General features: G+C 49.9%; 16 protein-coding genes and 1 pseudogene. 12 read left to right on the plus strand and 5 right to left on the minus strand.

What is annotated here, in order from left to right:
* Positions 1-551: 551 nt before the first annotated feature.
* Positions 552-1,073 carry an IPTL-CTERM sorting domain-containing protein gene (locus AC4IFB_RS13835; RefSeq protein ID WP_490780464.1) on the plus strand — a complete coding sequence of 174 codons (522 nt, stop codon included), beginning with the start codon at positions 552-554 and terminating at the stop codon, positions 1,071-1,073.
* Positions 1,074-2,153: 1,080 nt separating this feature from the next.
* Here the strand turns inward: AC4IFB_RS13835 and AC4IFB_RS13840 are convergent.
* Positions 2,154-2,314 (minus strand): annotated as a pseudogene (locus AC4IFB_RS13840) (transposase); the annotation flags it as partial.
* A 249-nt stretch (positions 2,315-2,563) separates the two neighbouring features.
* Between AC4IFB_RS13840 and AC4IFB_RS13845 the strand changes: the two are divergent.
* Positions 2,564-3,001, plus strand: a complete 438-nt coding sequence (locus tag AC4IFB_RS13845) for a cupin domain-containing protein (protein ID WP_490780465.1) — start codon at positions 2,564-2,566, stop codon at positions 2,999-3,001.
* Between the two features lie 146 nt (positions 3,002-3,147).
* A complete protein-coding gene (locus AC4IFB_RS13850; protein WP_490780466.1) occupies positions 3,148-3,504 on the plus strand; it encodes a hypothetical protein in 357 nt (118 codons plus the stop codon).
* Positions 3,505-3,577: 73 nt separating this feature from the next.
* Here the strand turns inward: AC4IFB_RS13850 and AC4IFB_RS13855 are convergent, their stop codons facing one another.
* Both AC4IFB_RS13855 and AC4IFB_RS13860 read right to left on the minus strand, forming a co-directional pair.
* Positions 3,578-4,504 carry a hypothetical protein gene (locus AC4IFB_RS13855; RefSeq protein WP_490780467.1) on the minus strand — a complete coding sequence of 309 codons (927 nt, stop codon included), beginning with the start codon at positions 4,502-4,504 and terminating at the stop codon, positions 3,578-3,580.
* A 424-nt stretch (positions 4,505-4,928) separates the two neighbouring features.
* Entirely contained in the window at positions 4,929-5,552 is a 624-nt protein-coding gene (locus AC4IFB_RS13860) for a hypothetical protein (protein WP_490776491.1), read from the minus strand.
* Between the two features lie 1,067 nt (positions 5,553-6,619).
* On the opposite strand from AC4IFB_RS13860, the gene AC4IFB_RS13865 reads away from it, so the two are divergent.
* From AC4IFB_RS13865 to AC4IFB_RS13890, 6 genes are read left to right on the plus strand one after another with little or no spacing between them, the layout of a single operon-like run.
* Complete coding sequence (locus AC4IFB_RS13865) at positions 6,620-7,372, plus strand: B12-binding domain-containing protein (RefSeq protein ID WP_490776492.1); 753 nt, start codon at positions 6,620-6,622, stop codon at positions 7,370-7,372.
* Positions 7,373-7,396: 24 nt separating this feature from the next.
* Positions 7,397-8,764: a methyltransferase MtaB domain-containing protein gene (locus AC4IFB_RS13870; protein ID WP_490776493.1), complete on the plus strand. Its 1,368-nt coding sequence runs from the start codon at positions 7,397-7,399 to the stop codon at positions 8,762-8,764.
* 12 nt (positions 8,765-8,776) lie between these two features.
* Complete coding sequence (locus AC4IFB_RS13875) at positions 8,777-10,435, plus strand: methylamine methyltransferase corrinoid protein reductive activase (RefSeq protein WP_490780468.1); 1,659 nt, start codon at positions 8,777-8,779, stop codon at positions 10,433-10,435.
* A gap of 3 nt (positions 10,436-10,438) precedes the next feature.
* Positions 10,439-11,227, plus strand: a complete 789-nt coding sequence (locus AC4IFB_RS13880) for a DUF1638 domain-containing protein (RefSeq protein WP_490776495.1) — start codon at positions 10,439-10,441, stop codon at positions 11,225-11,227.
* Positions 11,224-17,478: an AAA family ATPase gene (locus tag AC4IFB_RS13885; RefSeq protein ID WP_490780469.1), complete on the plus strand. Its 6,255-nt coding sequence runs from the start codon at positions 11,224-11,226 to the stop codon at positions 17,476-17,478. Before AC4IFB_RS13880 ends, AC4IFB_RS13885 begins: the two co-directional genes overlap by 4 nt.
* A 3-nt stretch (positions 17,479-17,481) precedes the next feature.
* Positions 17,482-18,513 carry an HD domain-containing phosphohydrolase gene (locus AC4IFB_RS13890; protein ID WP_490776497.1) on the plus strand — a complete coding sequence of 344 codons (1,032 nt, stop codon included), beginning with the start codon at positions 17,482-17,484 and terminating at the stop codon, positions 18,511-18,513.
* On the opposite strand, the gene AC4IFB_RS13895 is transcribed toward AC4IFB_RS13890, so the two are convergent.
* Both AC4IFB_RS13895 and AC4IFB_RS13900 read right to left on the minus strand, forming a co-directional pair.
* On the minus strand, positions 18,497-18,718 hold the full coding sequence (locus AC4IFB_RS13895; RefSeq protein ID WP_490776552.1) for a GGDEF domain-containing protein: 222 nt from the start codon (positions 18,716-18,718) through the stop codon (positions 18,497-18,499). The two genes, AC4IFB_RS13890 and AC4IFB_RS13895, sit on opposite strands and share 17 nt — an antisense overlap.
* A gap of 151 nt (positions 18,719-18,869) precedes the next feature.
* Positions 18,870-19,577: a hypothetical protein gene (locus AC4IFB_RS13900; protein ID WP_490776498.1), complete on the minus strand. Its 708-nt coding sequence runs from the start codon at positions 19,575-19,577 to the stop codon at positions 18,870-18,872.
* 145 nt (positions 19,578-19,722) lie between these two features.
* Between AC4IFB_RS13900 and AC4IFB_RS13905 the strand changes: the two genes are divergently transcribed.
* From AC4IFB_RS13905 to AC4IFB_RS13915, 3 genes are all read left to right on the plus strand, one after another.
* Positions 19,723-21,150: an MBL fold metallo-hydrolase RNA specificity domain-containing protein gene (locus tag AC4IFB_RS13905; protein WP_490780470.1), complete on the plus strand. Its 1,428-nt coding sequence runs from the start codon at positions 19,723-19,725 to the stop codon at positions 21,148-21,150.
* A 152-nt stretch (positions 21,151-21,302) separates the two neighbouring features.
* On the plus strand, positions 21,303-21,947 hold the full coding sequence (locus AC4IFB_RS13910) for a hypothetical protein (RefSeq protein WP_490780471.1): 645 nt from the start codon (positions 21,303-21,305) through the stop codon (positions 21,945-21,947).
* Positions 21,948-22,204: 257 nt separating this feature from the next.
* The gene (locus AC4IFB_RS13915; RefSeq protein ID WP_490780472.1) at positions 22,205-22,579 is read left to right on the plus strand and encodes a hypothetical protein; all 375 of its coding nucleotides are present in this window, start codon (positions 22,205-22,207) and stop codon (positions 22,577-22,579) included.
* Positions 22,580-22,593: the final 14 nt, after the last annotated feature.

The raw sequence follows: 22,593 nt of genomic DNA on the forward strand, positions 1-22,593 counted from the left end.
ACGCTTAACCTCTGACCTTACGGTCAGCGGCCCATGACTCGGGGGCCCGGCGGTTCGCTACACCTTTCCGGGTAGAGGACTTTCACCTCCAATCTCTTGCCGATTTAGCTCGGCGCACTGGGTGTCCAGATTGTTCTGGTTGGTGTCCAGATTGTTCAGTTATCGGTGGGTGTCCAGATTGTTCTGGCGCATTTCCAAACTATTAGAAAAAAATCAGATTTTTTCTAAAGTACAAGTTAACATTGCCGAAAAGGTGTAAACAGCCTTTATTTATATTTCAGATCTGTATGTTTTTAAAATGGAATTTAATCATCAATTATTAATTCCATATTTTTTATAACAACACTTATATTCTTACATTCATCATGTGTTGTTTGCACTGGAAGGAGTAATTGATGATTCACACTTGTAGCATCGCTCGATTCTTAATACGTGTTACCTCCCTGTGTATACTCTCTGCTACCGCAATCTCAGCGCCTTACTCCATCACGTACACTAGCACGATAAGTAATAGCGGCTATCCGGAAATTATTAATGGAGAGTCTTATACATTGACTTTCGTACTGGACAATGGCGGTACGACTGCGAACAGCCAAACCTGGAATATAACGGATCTACAATGCGCTCACTGGTCTATGAATGATGCCGGGAACGTACGTTTTGAGCACGACTTGTCGGGAGCGGGAGAGATCGCCGAGTTTTTAGGAGCTGTCGAGACAGACGCAGGTGGTGCCTTAATCGACAATTTCAGCCGTGTGATTGCCGATCCTGCAACGCCAGCTGCCTACACAGCGATTGGTTTCACACCACCCGATCCTATTGGCTGGTATGCAAATAGCAGCAACGGAATATTCTATTCTCCGACTTATGTAAATCACTTTGATGATCTTGCAGGTGGTGTTCTTATGGCGATTGGCAACTGGAGTAATCCTATACCTTATGCTGGAGTCGGCTGTGCTCTACCAGTGGTTGAACCAATGAGCGTACCCACGCTAACGGAGTGGGGCATGATCTTAATGACTGGCTTGTTGGGCATTTGCGCCTTATTCGCTATTCGGAGGTGTTCCGATTAAAAAAGCATCCGATCGGATAGTTAAAATCTGACCAATAACACCCGTCTTCTATGGCATTGAAGATAAAAGATAATGGTGTCACCCATCAGGATCAAGCTGTCTGTTGACAACCCTTGCTTCCGCTCCAGAATAATATCGGCACCATGCGCAGTCCAATGAAATAACAGATCTTGAGTCTCTATGTACCAACCTTCAGTGGCTCAACGCTGGGGTACATATTTTTAAACCCAGTTATGAATGAAAGAGCCGGACCAATCAAGTCGATTGGTTTCACCATCCTCTAAGCATGGCTCACCAGCACTTTCATGATCAACCAAAAACTAACGTTACGTCCAAACTAAACAAACACCCATACATATTCCTCCATTCATTCGAGCAAGCAAAACGGGATAGCCACCCCCTCTCGTCATAAATAATGGCGCTACCAGGGACTTGTTGAGTGAATAATGTACCTATCTTCAATTGTAAATAGGTACATTATTGGTATTTCTCAACATTAGATACACCGTCAGCCCAGCCCGCACTGACCTTTTCTATTTGGTATTTGAAAGAATGCGCAGGTGATAACTCTATAACTGCATCCAGAATAGGCGTTCATCAAAACTCCAGTTTGCGAAAAACCGCTTTAAGCACATGACTTGCACCTACCAGACCTTTGAATCGACTTTCGAAATGCTGCAACATTTAGATCCTATACTTTGAATCGATTTGCAATCTCTCAAGAATCGGCAATTGAGTGCTAGGACGCAGGAAGCAGTGATCCGGTTCGTACCTCACTACATCCTACGTAATCAGCTTAGCGCATGTTACGAGTTGAATGGCATCAAGCCAAGCTACAGGATTGATATTGAAATGCTCTGGGATGGATGAAAAATTTAACAGGTATGACACCTGACTTATCCTCTCTGATGGCTCGCCCAATCCAATTAGTAAGTTCAAAATAATCGACTAGACTAAATTAGACGATTTTTTCTTTCTCTGGATGCACACCACCGGTAAAAGGGAATAGGTTTTCAGGTGCTGCGGTTTGTACTTCTGTAGGGTTACTCATTTGACCGAGCTTATGATCGTACCTCATAGGTTCTTGAGTTGAAGTAAAGTCGGAGCTTTCTGGCGTGTCTGCACTCCCTGCCCGTATGGGATTGAGATCAACATAGGTCATACAGGTCAAAAGCGCTGCCTCATCAAGTAGCTCCTTACTTTTAAACCTCTCTTTCAAATAAACGGCCTGAGCAGCCATCCTAATTTCTCGTGGTCGCGTAATGAGGTGTCTACCGAATACCACAGCAGGGTCAGCATTGAGTGGCCATCTGACATTTGATTTTGATTAGGACGTAGGATGCGGTGAGGCACGAACCGCATCAATAACAGAATACAATGATTCATAAACATCAATGATGCGGTTCGCGCCTCATCTCAACCTACCTAATGAGCTTAGCGCACTTTACGAGTCACAACTTTTCATACCAAATAGCACAGGAACTCGAACTATGAACAATTACATCGTAACAACCCCCAACGAACGACCTTCACCACTCAATGTATTTGGAACTGATGTCACCGTACTGGCAGCAGCATCACAGATAGGTGGTTATGGGATAACACACCAACAGGGTGCAGAAGGAAGTGGCCCACCACCCCACAGTCATGGTTGGGACGAGGCATTTTTTGTATTGTCAGGCAAAATTACATTTCGATGTGGTGAGGAGACCTACTTATGCACACCTGGAACGTTAATCCATGTCCCTCGTAATACGACCCATGCATTCACCTATGGTACTGGCGGTGGGTCGATGCTGGAGATAACAAGTCTGGAAAGTCGATCGGCGGAAATGTTTACCGAAGTTGATGATGAGATTGATCCAACCAACCCTGACTTCGGAAAAGCACTGGAAATACTCGATCGAAATGGTGTTACGGTTGCGTAGTAGTAGGTATGCTAGTCTTGAATTCGAATTGACATAAGCCTATCAATAGAGTCGATCAGGACTACTCAAGGTTGCAGAGCTCGTTCCTTGTATACGGCTTTAGACATCTGAATCTTGTATAGGATAGTTCTCACTATGGAAGCGATGTGAATCTGAAGAAAAAAGCTTGGAAATATGCAACTGCAGTTGTTTTCGTTCTGATTATATTTAATCCGGAGATGATCGAACTTGCGCTGTTTATTGATGCGATTGGACTTGAAGTGTTCCTGATGCTGCTCGAAGTTCAGGTGTTAGCGATACTGGGTGCATTACTCAATAGCAAAGTCAGACCAGTCACTTCAACTTTAAAGCATTTCCTGGAAAAATCCTTTCGAGTCGATTCTTTAAAAAGGATAAAAGAAGGCGCAGAGAGTCTATTTTTTTCTTTGCCGAGTGAAGCTGCACTCATGCACCTATTGGTGATTTCTGCAGTAATCCAATGTGTATTCGGTATGCGATCGTGAAAGATCTACACAAGTAGCTCTAATCATTCACATTATGTGTAAATATCCAACAAAACACTTCCTCTACTTTACCCTAGAACTCAACCTCTATAGACCACTTCAATGTAGTGTCAGGTGTATTACCATTTAAACCGACCAACAATCCCACGCCGACTGAGACGGATGACTCTTCTTCAGAAGAATCAGCTCCCAGGCCTCCGCTGTAATAGAAAACAGGACCGATGCGATGTTGATCGTGATCACCAAATAATTGTGCCTCTTCGCCCATACTACCTGTATTACCAATCCGATCCACCGTGCCATAGGCCTCCAGGGCGATCTGCCAATCCCGATTCAGGCTATAGCCAACTTGGGTTGCATAGGCAAAATCGACCTTCTCATCTTGTGGTTCATCTCCACCCAGGTGTTTCACCAGATAGAGATTGATTATGCTAGACCACTCTCCCCTATCAACCTGAAAGATCGAACCGACGAGTAGCAAGCTTGCCTCCTCATCCTCCAGAGGCTGTTCATATTCTGACACCAGACCAAACCCAAAATCGTTCTCTTTGATGGGATCAACTACCCATATGACCTCCGCACCGATTTCAGACAACTCCAGGCCGCTAAATTCGTCAGCCTGCTCAGGGGTATCCGGTTCGTCCAAACGTTCTTTTTCATATTCGATACCAATACGTGACTTCAATCGGTTGGTAATACCGAATTCGAGTTCGAGCGCATGTCGCTGCTTCGTTACACTGTTGTCGTCATACTGGATCTCCCCACTGTCATTTCTCAAATCACGTTCAGGGTTGCCAAACATATGTGCATTCTGGGATTGGAATTCGATCTCTCCTGGTGTGGCGCTGAGATGTTTGACTTCGAACTGGCCAATTGCTGGTCCGCAGAGAGCGACTGAGCCACTAGTCAACACACCGATCACAACAGAGATTACCCTAACAAGGATCTGCCTAAGATATTTCTGCAGGGTGGAATATGCGTAATTTGAGCTTTTATGCATCTATTTACTCTACAATGGTGGCACAGCTGCACACTGTGTATATCAAGAATACGGAAAAACCAGAGCAGAGAAAAATATTTCTATCCTGGTGATCATTCCTCTCTGACCCACTTCAATCTACAGCTTCTTTAAATTATGGATATCTCTTTGGTTAACTACCATAACGGTCTGATGGTAGTCAGGTAAGAGCTGCTGTGTTGCCGGTGGTTGGGCGCTTTGTCAGGATTACCAGATGGATATTGTGTGATTGGTATCAAACCGAGATTACTCGCTAAGCCGAACTCTTAAGCTCCATGAGCCAATATACGATTTCATCGCAACACACCTGAGGCTCAAATAAAAAGGGGGGATGGATCACTCCATCCCCCCTTCTCAATAAAGCTGCGCTCAGCACCGTGTGTTTAGACCACGGGGGCGCTGATCTTTAAGCGGCGATCTCTTCCTTAGACTCTTCTTTAGATTCCTTAGTCTCTTCTTGCGCAGCCTCCAGCTCCTTGAGGCTCTGTTCGAGTTTCTGCTTTTCCTTGCGCAAGGTGGAGAGGGCCTGTTCAGCTTTTTTACGGGCCTCAGACTCATCCATCTTCTGCTTTTTCAATCCCTTTAGCTTCTTTACAACGTTTTCAGGCGTGTCAGACAGGGTTGTACTGATCGTTTTGATCGCACGCTCCTTCTCCGCCAGTTGCTCTTTGATCTTTTTCAACTGCTGCCCGTGATTGGCGCGCTCTGAAACAAGCTGCTGCTGAAGTTGCTGCACATTCGCTTCTGCCTCGGCAAGAGCGGCTTCAACGCTTTTCAGGGATTTTTGGCTCTCTGCCAAATCCTGTTCCACTGCGGCGACAGCAAGCTTGGCCTGCTCCTGGGCGCGACTCTTTTCAAGCTCAGCATCAATGGCGCGCTTGATAGTCGATTCGAGTGCGAGCTTGAGCTCTTCCGGGGCGCAGTTTTTTTCCAGTTTCAAGGCATCAGTCGCTGCCATCATTAACATCTGCTTGCTAATCGCGAGATCTTTCCAGACTTTGAGTTGTAGCTCTGCTTCGTTATCAGTCACATGTTCTCCTGGGATATTTGAAGGCAATATAAATTCTATAGTGTAGGTTAACCCCGCATCTTAACATACCTTACAATAAATATCATTTTTATTAAGCAGATTAAGACATCCTGCCTCTATGCAAGTAGAGCAATATAGCTGGATGGGATCAAAACACTGATAAATAGAACAAAAGATCCACTATTTGATCTCTCCAGGCACCCCAAAACGAAGATAATTCAGCCCTCTCGAGGAACAGAAATCGAGTAGTTGAAGCCAAACTGCTTCAGCCGGTAGATAAAGTTGAGCTGAAATAGCTGTATATTAAAGACCAATTCCACTCATCAATAGATCAACGAAAGAGCTATTCAACAGACTGATAGATTATCGACAGATATGCTTCAACGGTTTACAAAGCAGGTTGTAAATATCTGAGTAAGGTTTCAACAGATCGCGTGCCATCGAAAATAGTAGCAATCACTTTCACATGTACTATTTGTGCTGCCAAACGCCGCTAACTCCCTCTGACTCGGTAGATTATATGTTTAGCAGAATTGATAGATAAATTAGCATAACGCAGCAGAGGATGCGGGCCAGAAAAATCACAAACAAGAAAGTCTCTTATAGGAGGGTAGAGCAACCCCTCTCTCCCCCAACATCTCTCCCATCTGTATAGACCGGAGTCAAGGGAGAGAGGCTTGTAAACGACGTCCAAATTGCACACATGCGCGCTTGCCTCAGGGTTATTCGGAGTTAACGGAAAGCAGTGAAAAACAGTAGGAATTACTGGGTTTTTATCAATTACTGTCTAAATCGTTTCGTGTCGATTAACTCACCATCCCGACGTGTAGATTCTACCAGTAATTCAGTCTGTTTCTTGCGGATTAAGTATTAGATCATTCATTGACCCCGAGCATCTTCAGAGCCACTTTGACCAAAAATAGAGACTACACTGATAGGTAAGGCGTGCCTCGTGTGGGTCACAGATTAATCTCACGGGGAGGATATGGATGCCTGCGGAAACGGGAATGGGTTCCTGCACTTTTTAGAAGGAGTTGCTATCCCAAATCAAACCTGAAGGTTCTTAGATGAAGAAACCGCCGCATAACTCTCCTATATTCACACGATATGATCTTAATGTTGAGGATAGGCACCATCAGGGTGCACGAAAAGTCTCATCAGATCTCTTATTGCAGCGTGTGGCGGACAGCCTGGTAACCGGTGACGAGGATGAGACCTGCATGGCTGTATCTCAGGCACTGAACGCACACAAACCACTGGAGATCATTAACGAAAGTCTGATTCCTGGCATGCAGGAGGTTGGCAGACTCTGGGATCTTGGTAACTACTTCCTGCCCCAGGTGATCCTCTCATCTGATGCCATGATCGCTGGCATCACGCTCTGCGAAGAAGAGATGGGACACAGCATGGAGAGAAAGGCCAAGGTGGTTACCCACACTGCTGAGGGCGACATCCACGACATAGGCATGCAGATCGTCAACGCCCTGCTACGGGCCGGTGGATTCGATGTCATCAGCCTGGGGGCCGACGTACCGATTGAGGAGGTTGTCGACGCCTGCCGTATTCACAGACCGGTCATGCTGACCGGGACAGCACTGATGACCACCACCATGACTGCATTCCCTAGAATTGCCATGCGCTTGAAGGAGTCGGGACTGGATATTCCATTCGTCTGCGGTGGTGGCGCATTGAGTGAGGAGTTCGTAACCAGTTTCGAACTGGGCATCTGGGGCAGTGATGCTGCTCAGGCAGCAAGTATGGCCGAGGACGCCTTGAGTGGGCTCGACTGGCGGCAACTACGAGCCAAGTGGAACGGCTGATAAGGCAAGTTTAGAGGTAAGACAATGAAACTGACCGACTCAATGGCCTACAGCAATCCGCAGGAGATGATGTTCGGATTCGCGCAAAAGCCGGTGACAACAAGGCGCGGGCTTGTCATTGGCGGCGGTTCCGTCATCGCAGAGATCGTACCCCACCCCCGCCCCGGCAGTGAAAAGACGCTGCATACCCTGTTGCGGGAGTTCGAGCGCGCCAATGGTGATGCACTCGAGCGCTGCGTCGATATCGGCACTCCTAACCTGGTACTGGAAAATGAGCATGTTTTCCAGATGACCGATGATGCCCACTGGGGCAGGGAGATCGCTGCACTCTCTATTCGACAACTCGATGAGTTTGCGGAGCAGTATGGACTCAAGGCAGCCTACCGTGCCACCATCGCTGACTTGCGCAAACCTGACATGGTGAACATCCGGGACTCCGAACGTACCAGCAAGGTATTGGAGGCCTTCGATGCCTGCGCTGAATATGCGGATATCCTCTCCATTGAATCGATTGGCGGCAAGGAGATCTTCGACCACTGCATCATCCGCAACGATATTACCGGAATGCTCTTCGCCCAGGGGGTGCTCGGCAGCCGTGACATGGCCTGGCTGTGGCCCCAAATTGTCGAGATTGCCGATAAACATGGGTCGATAGCGGGCGGCGATACCGATTGCTCCCAGGCCAATACGGCAATGTTTATGGCTGGTGGTTTCACCGGCAAGGCTCTTTCCCACAGTCTGGCGGCACTCTCCCGTGCTATGGCCGTTGGCAACTCGCTGGTCGCCTACGAGTGTGGTGCCAGTGGGCCAGGCAAGGATTGCGCCTACGAGAACCCAATCATCAAGGCCATCACTGGCTTGCCGATGTCGATGGAAGGCAAGAGTTGCGCCTGCGCCCACTCCTCCCTCTGTGGCAATGTGATGGCAGCAGTATGTGACCTCTGGTCAAACGAGGCGGTGGAGTATCACCGCATGTTCGGCGGCAGCACATCTGCGGTGTTCAGTGAAATACTGAGCTACGATGTCGCTTCGATGAATACTGCCATTCAGCTGGGCTATCAGCGAGAGTATCAGGCCTGCATGGTCGCGTCGGATAGATATCGCAGTCTACAAGGTTTCATCCTCAGCCCTGACAACGCCTGGGCGATTGGTAAAGCGGTGGTCGACAACAACCAGAGCTACTACGCACGGACACTGGCGGCCGCCCTCACTTGTGGCGAGCTGATGCTCGCTGATCCGCAACTCTATTTCACCAGTTACGAAAAGGAGTCACTTGCTGGCTACATGACAGAACTGGAAAAGCTGCCTCAAGAGGAGGAGGATTTCATCGACCTGTGCCTGCACAAGTACGCTCAGGTAAAAGGCTTTCTACCACAAGCCTACGGTTTGTGAAGGCTTTTGTCTGTGAAGAGACGACTCGCCATCGCATTGGACTTGGGAACCAGCGGTTTCCGTGCTCAGGCACTCGATCTTGCGAGCAGTGAGGTGATCTCCACCGTTATCACCACCCGTCATCCGTTGCCTGGTGCCAACGTTATCGATCATCTCCACTTCGCTCTGGAGCTGGGTGTGGAGAGCACCCGTGACCTGATGCTGCAGGCAATCAACCAACTGCTGCAGAGACTGCAGGTCAGCCTGGGTGATGTGGTACGTCTGGCCGTCTGCGGTAATCCTACCCAACTCTCCCTGCTACAGGGCATGGAGATACGTGACCTCGCCTATGCCGGCTCACGCAAGTTACACACCCTTGGGGTTACAGCGCCGGAGAGAACGGCTTCAGTCTACTCCGCAGCAGCGCTACCTGGCCTTGCACTCAGCAGCAATTGCGACATTCTCATCCCGCCGGCGATACATGATCAAGTCGGTGCCGATGCCCTGGCCCTGATTATCCAGAGCGGTATCCGGGATTGCAGCGAAACTTCGATCGCTATCGACTATGGCACCAATGCTGAGATGGCGCTTTTCCACCAGGGACATTTCTACACCGGCTCTGCTTCCGCTGGCCCCGCTCTGGAGGGCCAGCATATCAGTTGCGGCTCCCTGGCAATGCCGGGGACCATCACAGACCTTAAAATGGAGGGCCCCTACCACCGTTTGCAGGTATTGGACGAGGAGATGCTGCCGGCTACGGGAGCGTTGATCGATCTACGTCTGGCGGGGGAGCTTGTTGAGAGTAGCGACCGGGAAGCGATATCCATCACCGGAACAGGCGTCATCGCCGCGTTGGATCAAGCGTTGTCAGATGGCATCATCACCCCGCCAAACATCCACACCATAGATGGGCAACTGCACTTCGGCCACAAGATCTACCTCAATGAAACAGATCTGGGTGAAGCGGGAAAAGCGATCGGAGCAATACGTGCCGGTTATGTCACCCTAGCGCTCGAAGCGGGCATAGTGCCCTCAGAGATCCAAACGGCCTACCTCGCCGGCGCCTCCGGCACCTACGTCGACGCTCGCAAGTCAGGACGGCTGGGCCTGATTCCCCCCGCCGTGCATCGGGTAATGCAGGTGGGTAATACCTCTCTTGCTATGGCCCGAGAGCTGGCGCTGGCTCCTTCCAGGCTGGATGAGATGTCCGATCTGGCCAGTGCTCTACGCCATAACCATACCCTGTTCGCCAAATCAAAGAGCTTTGCGAAACTTTTCCTGCTGGAGCTTTCACGCTGGACCGAAGGGATGCCGACGACGACCTATCGTGAGATGTTGCAGCGGTTTAACCTGCCCGATCTACCGCCTATGGACTCGATAGCAGAGATTGTGCAGACCGTGCAACGGGACATCGATGTGACGGGTAAACATGGCCTGAAAACTTTGCATTCCATTGGCAAAACAGTCGAACTGCAACTGCAGGGTTGTCATAGCTGCCTCAAATGCATACAGACCTGCCCGACTCAAGCGATTACTATCAATACCACTTCTCAGCCCGCCACCATCTCCATGGCGCATGCACTCTGCAATGGTGTTGCCTGTAGACGCTGCGAACCGGTATGCGAACCAAAGGTGTTCCATTTAAACGCCTTCTTCAACCCAGCGCGGGTCGCTGTCAGCGAGGAGGCTTGAGCAATGGCAGTACTCGGCATTATCACCTGCGAAATCCTTGAACTGGAGTTTGCCCAGCTATTGACTGATGACAGCGATGTCGGGTGCATCAATGTGCTGCAAGACAGCCACTCGGCACGCCTGATTGAACTGCTCAAGGCGCGTGGCCTGTCAAACCTCCGCTGTCTGCCGCATCCCCATGCATTCACCTCCGAACCGGGCGAGTCGCTGGAATTACTGATACGTGTGCTGGCACTGGGGTTACACCGTAATCGAAGGGTACTGCGCCACGCCCTTAACAGATCGGCACAAGCTCTGGCTCCACACATCGACGCCCTGTTGCTCGGCTACGGCCAGTGTGGCGGGGCAGTCGATGATGCCAGAAGCCTTTTAGATCTGGATATCCCCCTCTTCCAACCCATGGACGGTGATCGCCCGATGGACGACTGTGTTGCACTCTGCCTGGGAGGGCGCGAGCGATATTACGATGAGCAGCGCAAAATCGCTGGCACCTACTTCCTCACCCCGGGCTGGTCGAATCACTGGCGACAAATGATGGATAGCCATAGTGGCGAGGTATCACAGCCGGGGTTAAAACGACTACTTGCTGACTACGAACGGGGACTGCTGCTGCAATCTCCCGCCCTACCCAACGACGAACTGCAACAGCACGGTAACGAGTTCAGCCGCATGACTGGACTTCGACTGGAGACCGAGTGCGGAACCATGAAACCGCTGACAATGGCCTGGGATGCCGCCAAAACTGCCGTTAGATCGATGTCCGCTGAGCCCGCTTCTGGAGGCATGGGATGAAGATGACAGAGCTGACACAACGGGAGTTGGATACGCTCCCTACTCTGCATGAGGGCCAGAACTTTCGTCTGCGTATAAAAGCTGAGAGTGGTAAAGGACGAACCTTAATCATCAAGTCCTTGAAATCCGACGCAGGAGCGAGGTCTGAGGAGAGACTCGTCAATGAGTATCTGCAGACCGCCGACCTCCATCTACCCGGTATCCGCCATCCCCAGGGACAGCTGTTGGTAGCTGGGCGCCCTGCCCTCGCGCTGGATTATATCGAGGGTAAAGTGCTGAGTGATAGCCATGTCAGGCACCGACACCCCTTGTTGGAAAACCTGGAAGTAGCGATTGCCCTGACAACAGTGCTTGAGAGATTGCACCAACAGCAGCTGATACACCGTAACCTGGCCAGCGACCATATCATCGTATCGCTGTCGCCACTAAAAGTTACCTTGATCGGTTTCGGCGATGCAATAATCGAGAATGAGCATGAAATCCTGACAGAGGCCGACCTCTCATCAAGTATGCTGGCCTACATCTCTCCGGAACAGACCGGCCGGATCAACAGGCAGGTGGATCATCGTACCGACCTCTACTCTCTCGGCGCTGTGCTCTATGAAGTGTTTACCGGAAAAGCGCCGTTCGAGGCTGAAGATGCAGCCGATCAGATCTATTCGCACTTGGCCCGGAACCCTCTGGCTCCAGAGGTATTGAACAGTGGCGTGCCAGAAGCCATCTCCAACCTCATTCTACGCCTTTTAGCGAAGAATCCTGATCAACGCTATCAGTCGGCCTACGGAGTAGAGGTCGACTTGAAAGAGATACGACAGCAACTGCAGCAGGCAGGACGGATCGGGGATATTACCCTCGGTATCGAAGATTACAGCAGCAGCTTCCAGTTGCCAGAGCAGATCTATGGCCGCGAGGAGGAGCTGAAAACACTTCAAACGGCCGTCAGCAGAACCAGCGATGGCAGCGGTAGCCTGGTACTGATCTCCGGCCGAGCAGGAATTGGCAAGACCGCGTTAGTGGAAGCCCTGCGGCCATTCAGCGTGGATCAAGAAGCCTATTTCATTGTCGGCTCCTGTGAAAGCTCACAGCGTCATCTGCCTTACGTGGGTTTACGCCAGGCGTTTGATGAATGGATCGACCTGATCCTTACCGGCAGCACGATGCAACTGGCACAGTGGAAAGATAAGCTCTTGAAAGTGAGCGGTGGCAATATTGACAGACTGCTCGACCTACTGCCCCGGCTCAAGCTGATCATAAGCACCCAACCCTCTGCACCGGAGGTCGATCCCTCTCTCGTGCAGCCCCGCTTCCATCACCTGCTTCGCAGCTTTGTTCTCGCCTCTGCCCAGCAGGAACATCCATTGATTCTATTCCTCGACAATCTGCAGTGGGCCGATCACGCGACGCTGGAGCTGCTGGGTCAACTGCTTCCAGGGATCGACAGCCTGCCCATTGTCTTCATTGCAGCCTATCGGGACGATGAAGTGGGAAAGGGACACCCGCTCGCCGCACTGTTCGACAACCTTACAGCGAAAGTAAAAAAGGCCAACCCCATAAGCCTGAAACCCCTCACCCTCGATAGCATCAATCATCTCATCGCCGATGCCCTTAAAGCCGACGCTGCAGATACCATTTCTTTAGCACAACTGGTGTTAGAGAAGAGCAGTGGCAACCCGCTGTTCATTAGACAATTCCTACAGTCGTTACATGAAAATGGTCAACTTGTCTTCGAGGCAGATCGACACCACTGGAGCTGGGACAACGAATCAGTGCGACAGCAGGTTATCATCAGCAGTGCTGCTGAGATTATGGCCGAGAGAATCGGAAAACTGCCCGAGGATACCCGATCAACTCTTGCCTTGGCGGCCTGTTTCGATAGCCACTTCCTCGCCCGATCACTTGCTTCGCTGGCTGAGATATCTGAAGCGGAGTTGGCCGAACGACTGCAACCGGCAGTTGAGGCAGGACTACTTCAAATCACTGAATCGGTGTCTGTGACTAATGGCGATTCTGCTAGCGAATCTGAAGCTCTCTTTGGTTTTACCCATGACCGGGTACATCAGGCGGCCTATGCACAGCTACCTTTAAAACAAAGACGCCTCAACCATTTACGCATTGGGCGGCTGCTGCTGAATGAAACACCGAACAACAGGCTTGAGGATTTTGTATTCGAGATCACTGATCAGTTTAACGAAGGCTTCCAACACCTGAAGGACGAGCATGAGCGACGTCGCTTGGTTGACTTGAACCTGATGGCAGGTCGCAAGGCCAGACGGGAGGCCGCCTATCAGGCATCCATCCGCTACTTGAGTATGGGCATCGGCTTGCTGTCGTCGAATCGCTGGGAAGACCCGGAAGAGCCAGCGCTTGAACTGTTCATCGATGCTATCGAGGCAGAATACCTGAGTGCCAATTTCGAACGCGCCGCACTATTGTCGAAAGAGGTACTTAAACATACCAGCGATCTGTTTACACGCCAACGGGTCTATGAGCTGAGCATCCTCTTCCTCACTGCACAAAACCAGAATCACTCTGCCATCGATACCGGATTAACCGCACTCGGGGAACTTGGTATCTCCCTGACGCAGTCACCCTCCGACAAAGAGTGCCAACAGCTGGCAGCACTAACCAGCCGGGTCGAATCGCTTGCCCATCTGCCGGTAATGAATAACTCGCGCCACCTTGCCTCATTACGCATCATGATGCATCTCGCTGTACCGGCACTACGAATCAATCCCAACCTGTTGCAGACCCTGATCGGCAAAATGGTTTTACTCTCAGCGGAACATGGCAATTCACCCATAGCGGCATTCGCCTATGGTTGGTACGGCGCATTGCTCTGCGGCAACTCTAGCGACATCGAAACCGGCTACCGTTTCGGTCGACTCTCTCTGGAGATTCTGCAGCTGTTTCCGGCAGCGGAGCTGAGAACACGGGTCAGCCTGCTTTTCAATGCCTACGTGCGCCATTGGAAAGAGCCAATTCAGAAGAGCATTTCCCAGCTACAGATAACATTTCAACAAGGCATGGAGGCTGGTGACCTGGAATACACCAGCCTGGGAGCAGTTCACCACTGTGGTTATCTTCTCTACACCGGAGAATCACTGGGGGTCGTCCACAACAGACTGCTTGAATTTCAGCATACTGTAGATCGGTGGCGCCTGCCGTTTCAGGGACTGATGTTGCGCATCTGGTTACAGACCACGGCCAATCTCAGTGGCAGCGGTAAAAACCCCACCAATTTGAGCGGTGATTTTTTTGATGAAACGAACCTGCTTCCAGCACCGACCGGAGAGAATAACAATCTGCTTGTTTTTGCAATGCTCTGCAGTCGTACCCTGCTTCAATACCTCTTCGGTGACTTCTCCGCTGCAGTAGCAACAGGCCAGGAGGCGGAGAAGTACGCCAAATCTGCGCTAGGCCTCTACTATCGGGTGAGTCACTGCTACCACTACGCCCTGGCTCTACTGGCGCTACATGAAACAGTGGACGACAACAGACGCGCAGAGTGTCTGGAGATTGCCACCCCGCTTATCGACCAACTGCGTCGCTGGGCTGCACTGTCAGAAAGCAACTTCTCACACTACCTGGCCCTGGTCGAGGCCGAACAGGCACGCGCCATGGGCAACAACGGCCGAGCGATGGAACTCTACAGCCTGGCCGGACGTTTGGCGCAAGAGAATGGCCGATCGTTGGATATCGCACTAGTAAGCGAGCGGGAGGCAGCCTTCTACAGAGCCCTAGGCCGCGAGGACTTTGCGGGACTTGCACTACGTAAGGCAGTAGAAAGTTATCGTTCCTGGGGCGCACTGCGCAAGGTAGAGGCACTTGAACACCGCATCAAGCCGCAGATCAGTCACGAATCATCAATGTTGGATATGAGTGCAGTTCTAAAGGCATCTCACATGCTCTCCCAGGAGGTACATCTGCAGAAGTTACTGGAAAGGCTGATGCGTATCGTGATCGAGAATGCAGGCGCCGAACAGGGCCTGCTGATTCAGAGTAGTGCCTCAGGACTGATCATCCAGGCCCGAGGAGATACCCATAATGTGGAGACCATGCAAGCAGTAGCCGTGGAGAAGAGCAGTGAAGTGCCGCTGTCGGTGGTCAACTTCGTAGCAAGAACTCAAAACGAGGTGGTGCTCGGTAATGCGCATCGGGATCTCATGTTTGGTAACGACAGTTATATTGCCGAGCATCAGACACGTTCACTGCTATGTTTGCCGATCGTCTACCAGGGAAAACTCTCCGGCCTGCTCTATCTCGAAAACAACCTCTCCAGCGATGTATTCACTTTAAATCACCTGGAACTGCTCAAGGCCCTGGCATCCCAGGCGGCAATCTCAATTGAGAACGCCACCCTCTATGCAGAGTTAGAAAACAAGATTGCTGAACTGAGAGAGAGTGAACAGAAATTCCGCGTAATCTTCGATGAGACATTTCAGTTCATTGGTGTGATGGACACCAGGGGAAAAGTGCTGCAAGCCAATCGCACTTCCTTGCAATTTGCTGATATCAGGGAAGAGCAGGTGGTCGGCAAGGACTTCTGGGATACCCCCTGGTGGGCACATTCCACACAGTTGCAGAAGAAGTTGAAGCGTGCAGTGCAGCAGGCGGCGAAAGGTAATCTGGTACGCTTCGAGGCCACGCACACCTCACCAGACGGTCAGCCCACCTATGTGGACTTTTCAGTCAAGCCCGTGACCGACGACGAAGGCAAGGTCGTGTTGTTGATACCTGAGGGGCGTGACATCACCGAGCGCAAAAAGGCAGAAGACGAGTTGATGCGTTACAAGGAACACTTGGAGGTCACGGTAGAGCAACGTACAGAAGAGCTACGCCTGGCCCGAGATGAGGCTGAATCTGCCAATACCGCTAAGAGTACCTTCCTCGCAAATATGAGCCATGAACTGCGCACCCCGTTGAATGCTATCCTGGGTTTTTCTCACATGATGCAGCGGGATAAAAACCTGAGCAAAGATCAACACGAAACCCTCAATATCATTAACAATAGCGGTGAACACCTACTTAAACTGATCAACGATGTACTTGAGATCGCCAAAATCGAAGCTGGCAAGTTACAACTGGATATAGCCACCTTCGATCTGCACATCCTGGTGCGAGAGGTCAGTGACATGATGGGTCTCAGAGCGCAACAGAAGGGGCTCCAACTAGCACTCGACCAGTCATCGGATTTCCCACGCTACATCAAGGGTGACGAAGCCAGACTGCGGCAGATCCTAGTCAATCTGGTAAGCAATGCGGTCAAATTCACCGATGACGGAGGGGTGACAATTCGTCTGGGCATCAAAGACAACAACCATCGTCATCTGATCATTGAGGTTAAAGATACCGGCCCAGGTATCAGTAAAGCAGACCAGGAGAAGCTGTTCGAACCCTTCGAACAGTTGCACGAAGGAAAAATGCAAATAGGAACCGGGCTGGGCCTCTCAATAGTGCAACACACTATAAAACTGATGCAGGGTGAGATCACCATCGAGAGCGACCTTGGCAAAGGTAGCTTATTTCACGTAGAGCTACCTTTAACTGCAGCTGAAGAGACTGAAATCGTGCAACTGGACGACAAGAGCCAGGGTGAAGTCATCGGCTTGGCGGCGGGAGAACCCAGCTACCGCATCCTGATCGCCGAGGATCAGCGTGATAACCAATTGCTGCTGGTCAAGCTGATGCACAACATCAACATGAAGGTGAAGGTAGCCAACAATGGTGAAGAGTGTGTCGAAATCTTCAAGCAGTGGAAGCCCGACCTGATCTGGATGGACCGTCGTATGCCGGTGATGGATGGCGTCGAAGCTACCCGGCGTATACGACACATGCGTGATGGCAAGCAGGTAAGAATCGTCGCTGTAACCGCTTCAGCCTTTAAGGAACAAGAACCCGAATTAATCGATGCCGGCATGGATGACTATATTCGCAAGCCTTTCCTCATTAAAGATATTTACGAAAGTCTGTCGCAGCAATTGGGTCTCAAATTCATATATCGTAAGGAGAACAAAAAAGATAAGGAGTCGCAGAAAATATTGACACCGCAACTCTTGCACGCAATTAGTGAAGATCAACGCGAAGCCCTCCGTCTCGCAGTGGTATCACTGGACAGCGATAGCATTAATGCCATCATCAGCCGAATAGCTGCTACAGAATCCGAATTGGGACAGGTTCTTTCGCGCTTAGCCAATGAGTTCGACTACCCAACGATATTAAGCTCGATTGAAGCGCTATCGGAGAAGGAGTGAACAATGAGCAAGACTAACTCAGACTACATCCTCGCTGTCGATGATACACCTGCCTCCCTGCGCTTACTTACCGAAATATTAGCTGCTGAAGGTTATATGGTTCGCTCGGCAATCAATGGAGAGCTTGCACTACACGCAGCCATCGCCCAACCACCAAAACTCATACTATTAGACGTCAACATGCCAGGAATGGATGGCTTTGAAGTCTGTCAGCACCTTAAGCAGGAGCCCAGCCTGCGAGAGGTTCCGGTAATATTTGTCAGTGCTCTCTCAGAGATGCCAGATAAACTGAAAGGCTTTGAAATCGGTGGCGTTGACTATGTCACCAAACCCTTTCAACGGGAGGAGTTACTGGCCAGGGTACAAACGCATCTACAGCTTTATAAACTAACTCATCATTTAGAGGAGATGGTAGTTGAGCGGACCCGCTCACTCATGGAGAGTAAAGAGCAGCTGAAAGAGACCCTACTTAAATCTGTCTCCGCCGTCGCCGCCATGGTCGAGTTGCGTGACCCCTACACCGCAGGCCACCAACAACGGGTAGCAAAAATAGCAACCGCTATTGCCACCGATCTTGGTCTTGCAGAAACACAGATCGAAGGGATCAACCTGGCATCGGTCGTACACGATGTCGGCAAGATCAGTATACCCAGTGAAATTCTCAGTAAACCCGGGCAACTCAGCGATCTGGAATTTTCCCTGATCAAGCAGCATCCTGAGATGGGTTATGAGATTCTCAAGGAGATCGAGTTTCCATGGCCCATCGCTGAGACTGTACGACAACACCACGAGCGCCTGGACGGTTCCGGTTATCCGCATGCCCTGAAGGAGGGGAATATACTACTGGAGGCACGCATCCTGATGGTTGCCGATATCATTGAAGCCATGGCTTCTCACAGACCCTATCGCGCTGGTCTCGGTATGGATAAGGCACTGTCAGAGATTGAGCGAAACCATCACAACAGCTTAGACACCGAAGTGGTCGAGGCAGCATTAAGGCTTTTTCGGGAAAAGGGCTTCACCTTAGAGAAGTAAAATCACCGTTGTTTTCAACGAGGATTGCAAACTCCTCTCCTCCCCATCGCGCTACTGTGTCGATATTTCTGATCTGGGTTTGCACTAGATCTGCAATCTGTTTCAGAATCTCGTCGCCGTACAGATGTCCATAACGGTCATTCATCACTTTAAAATCATCGATATCCACCAGCGCAAGGCAGAAGGATTGATGGGGTAGTAAGATTTAGGCATCGATTCCTCAGAAATCCACTCTGCTTTTCTTGATCCCACTATCGCCAGAAAAGGGCAGCGGCCTACTGATCAGGTAATTTTCGTTTCAGTCTCGCATGATGCAGTAGTGCTCTGCTATCAATTGGGCGAAACAGAAACCCCTCCTACTCCTTGAGCTTTATTTTCAACTCGCCCTCTTCAACCCGAATATCCTCCACCCCTTCAGCAAAGCCTGCCCAGAAGCCCTGCTGATCGCCAAATTCACTGACCAGGTCGATATTTTTAAGACCTCCCAGCCAGGCGTTGGGGATAGGTATGCCCATAATGCTGACCCCTTTTAAAATCACTATCGGTTTGGCATCTCGAAATGCCATCTCCACCCCGGCGGAGATACGCAGGGTCTTTCCACCAAGGATTGGAAAGTCCTGATCAACAGGCACCAGCACTCTGGCACTAACGAGGTCATCACCCAGGTCGATGGCAAGCTTTTTAGCCATATCCTGATTGTTTGCCACCATCGCGTTGAGTTCTCTCTCACTGAAAAAAACCTCTCTCTTGGCACCTTTTTCGCTATACCGCTCCGCTCTCAGCCACTCTTCGTCGCTCTCCTTTGGTTGGGATTGCTGACTCGATTCTGTGGCAGGAGTTGGTTGGTAGCCGAGCTGTTTGAGTTTGCCATTCAACACCTGCTGTTCGGTGTGGCTGAGCTGAACTGGAGTGAAGTCTTTGGCGTAGATGTAGGTGCGCACCACCCAATAGGTAACAGCTGCAGTGAGCAACACGGTTGCGAGAACGATCCACAGGATATGGATACCGCGAAGGCCCCTCTTGGGTGCCGATTGTTCTAATTGCTCTGTATCTGCTGTCATCATGGCTACTCGAGGCGTTTGAATAAATTGAGGCTAGGATTATATGCCTTATCGAGAACGAGAAATGTTTAATTTTGTGGCGGGCAAAGCCCTAAGGCGTGTGGAGTGCCGGCTTCATGGTAAGCTCACTATTAACCTGGCAAGCATCTTGAACGATATTATCATCCTTGAAAGGGCACTCTCCATGCAAATTGAATTTTACGGCGCAACCAGCGGAATAACCGGTTCTTGTCATATTCTCAGAGCCAATAACGAGACTGTGTTACTCGATTGCGGTTTGATCCAGGGACGCAGGCAGGAGATGGAGAAAAACCGCCGTCCTTTTCCCTTCTCACCCGACGAGATCAGCGCAGTGGTCCTCAGCCACGGTCATATCGACCACTCAGGACGAATCCCGCTGCTGGTGAAACAGGGCTATCAAGGCCCGATCTATGCACAGAACGCGACTATGGAACTGTGCGATATCATGCTGCAAGACTCCGCCTTTCTACAGGAGAAGGATGCGCTCTATGAGAATAAGTGGAGAAAGCGTAAGAGAAAACCTTTCATCGAGCCACTCTACACTGTTGCCGATGCCCGGGAAGCCCTGAATAACATTGTCGGCCTGAAGTATCGGGAGAAACAGGAGATCCTGCCCGGTATATCGATACGCTTTCAGGATGCAGGACATATTCTGGGCTCTTCCAGCGTCGAAGTCTGGCTGAATGAAAACGGTAAACAGCAGAAGATTGTATTCAGTGGTGATTTAGGTCAGTACGACACCCCCATTCTGAACGATCCTGCGGTGATCGATGAAGCGAACCATGTAATTGTTGAGAGCACCTACGGTAACCGTCGCCATCGGGATCGCCAGGCCACCATAGAGGAGATCGGAGAGATCATCCGAGAAGCGGCCCATGAGAAAGGCAACTTGTTGATACCTGCATTCTCCATCGGTCGCAGCCAGGAGATTCTCTACTACCTGGGAAAATACTACGATGAGTGGGAACTGGGACGTTGGCAGGTATTTCTCGACAGCCCGATGGCAATCAGGGCGAGCAAAGTCTATTGGGACTACCCTCACTTGTATGACGAGGAGGCGACGAAGCTGCGTAAAAAAATCCATGAGATGCCCCACCTGCAGAATCTCAAACTGACCGCGTCACCCGAGGAGTCTATGGCTATCAACCGCATCAAGAGTGGAGCGATTATCATCTCTGCCAGCGGTATGCTCACCGGTGGCAGGATCGTGCATCACCTTAAGCATAATATCTCTCGTTCCGGCTCACATATTCTGATCGTGGGCTATCAAGCCAACGGTACTCCGGGACGTGCTCTGGTGGATGGGAAACCCACAGTAAAAATCCATGGTGACGAGTATCGGGTTAAGGCAAAGATTCACACGGTAGGTGGTCTCTCAGCCCACGGGGATGTGGATGATCTGAGCCGTTGGTTGGGCAGCTTTCGTGAAAGCTCACCCCATGTGCATGTGGTACACGGAGAACCTGAGTCTAAAAAAGATTTGCGGGATTTGCTGGAGTCTTCTTTGGGATTCAAAGCATCAGTGCCTGATGAGGGGGATATCCTGCAACTTTAAGTGCAAACCCTACCACTGATAAATTATGTTTAAATTCTAAAACCACTTGAAGACATACCATATTCTTCATAATTTGGGTATAAACAACAGGGTATGTGTATCTGAGAACCGATATGCAGAAGGAGAGCTGTAGCAATTAAGGAGAAGATGCTGTGAGAAAAGTCATTCCATGCCTGTTTCTGATTCTGTTTACTTCAAGGTTAAGTATGTTCACAGTTGCAGCAGCACTCACACTTCTTTTTTATTCAGGAGCCATCTTCGCTGAACCACCATCTGACACAGAAAATATTTATAAGGTGATGCAGGGTATTGGTATTAAATACATTATCAGTAATGACAGAAAGCTGCCAAAGAGTGACAGGAGTGCTTGGCAACTAAGCCTGGCAGATTATGTAGACTTCGATTCAGTTAACGAAGGTATGAGAGTTAATGTAAGAGAGGCGATTGACAGGCTCAGTGATGTCGAAATCGATCAAGCGACATCAACAGCTCTCGAGGATAAAGCTGTTCTATTTTTAGTCCCTAAAAAGCTATCAGGCTTTATGCGAGTCTACTTACAAAAGATGGATGGCGTTTTGATTCATCCTAAATGCCTTGATAGTAGAAAGCCTAAAGAGGCTAAGGCTTTTTTACTGTGCGAAGATAAAGTATCAAGTAACGAAACTGTAATTAGATTTCTGCATGTTTCTGGAGAGAAGAACGCTTTAATATTTATAAAATCAGATCGATGGTGTCTCTCCAGAATTGACACTGAGCTATCGGAAAAAACATTGAATCTTTTAGCTCGATGGAAGTAAGCATCTCCAATAGGGCGACCTAACTACCCCCTGTTCCTCTCCAATAGTCACCATCCAACGCGTGTAAACAGCGCCTTATTAGGTTTAATATGCTATTCGTTCCCGTATATCATGAATAACAGAATATTCTAATTGACTTATAATTAAACCTTATCTAATGTATGTGAATCTGAGTTGAACAGTCCGTGTATGCATGAATCATGCATCACCTATGAGCGTTGAATTCTCCACCCACCAAGCATTGACTTGAGCACACTATGAAGTACCTGAATCTACTCCTTACCATCACCTTGTCGACCCTTTCATCCCTGGCACTATGCGAACAGACGGTGATAGACACCCCCATGGCCGCCACAACCTTAAAGCTTGATGACCGATATGCCAGTGTCTTTTACACTGCGGATAAAGATGTTTTCAAAGTGGTGGTTGCGTTCTCTACCGGCAGTGACGATAACGAACAGTTGATAAGACAGTCCTTTCAACTTGCTGACAGGCAATCCTACAATCTCTCTATTGGTGGTTATGGGATAAACGAGCAAGCATCCACCATTAACCTGAAACGAAAGGGTGGACGTATTTTCGCTGAGATAGTGAGCTGCGAATCAAGAGACAAGATGGTGAACTGTATCTGATCCTGTAAGTAATT

This window comes from Candidatus Thiodiazotropha sp. AKIB8 (assembly GCF_058244675.1).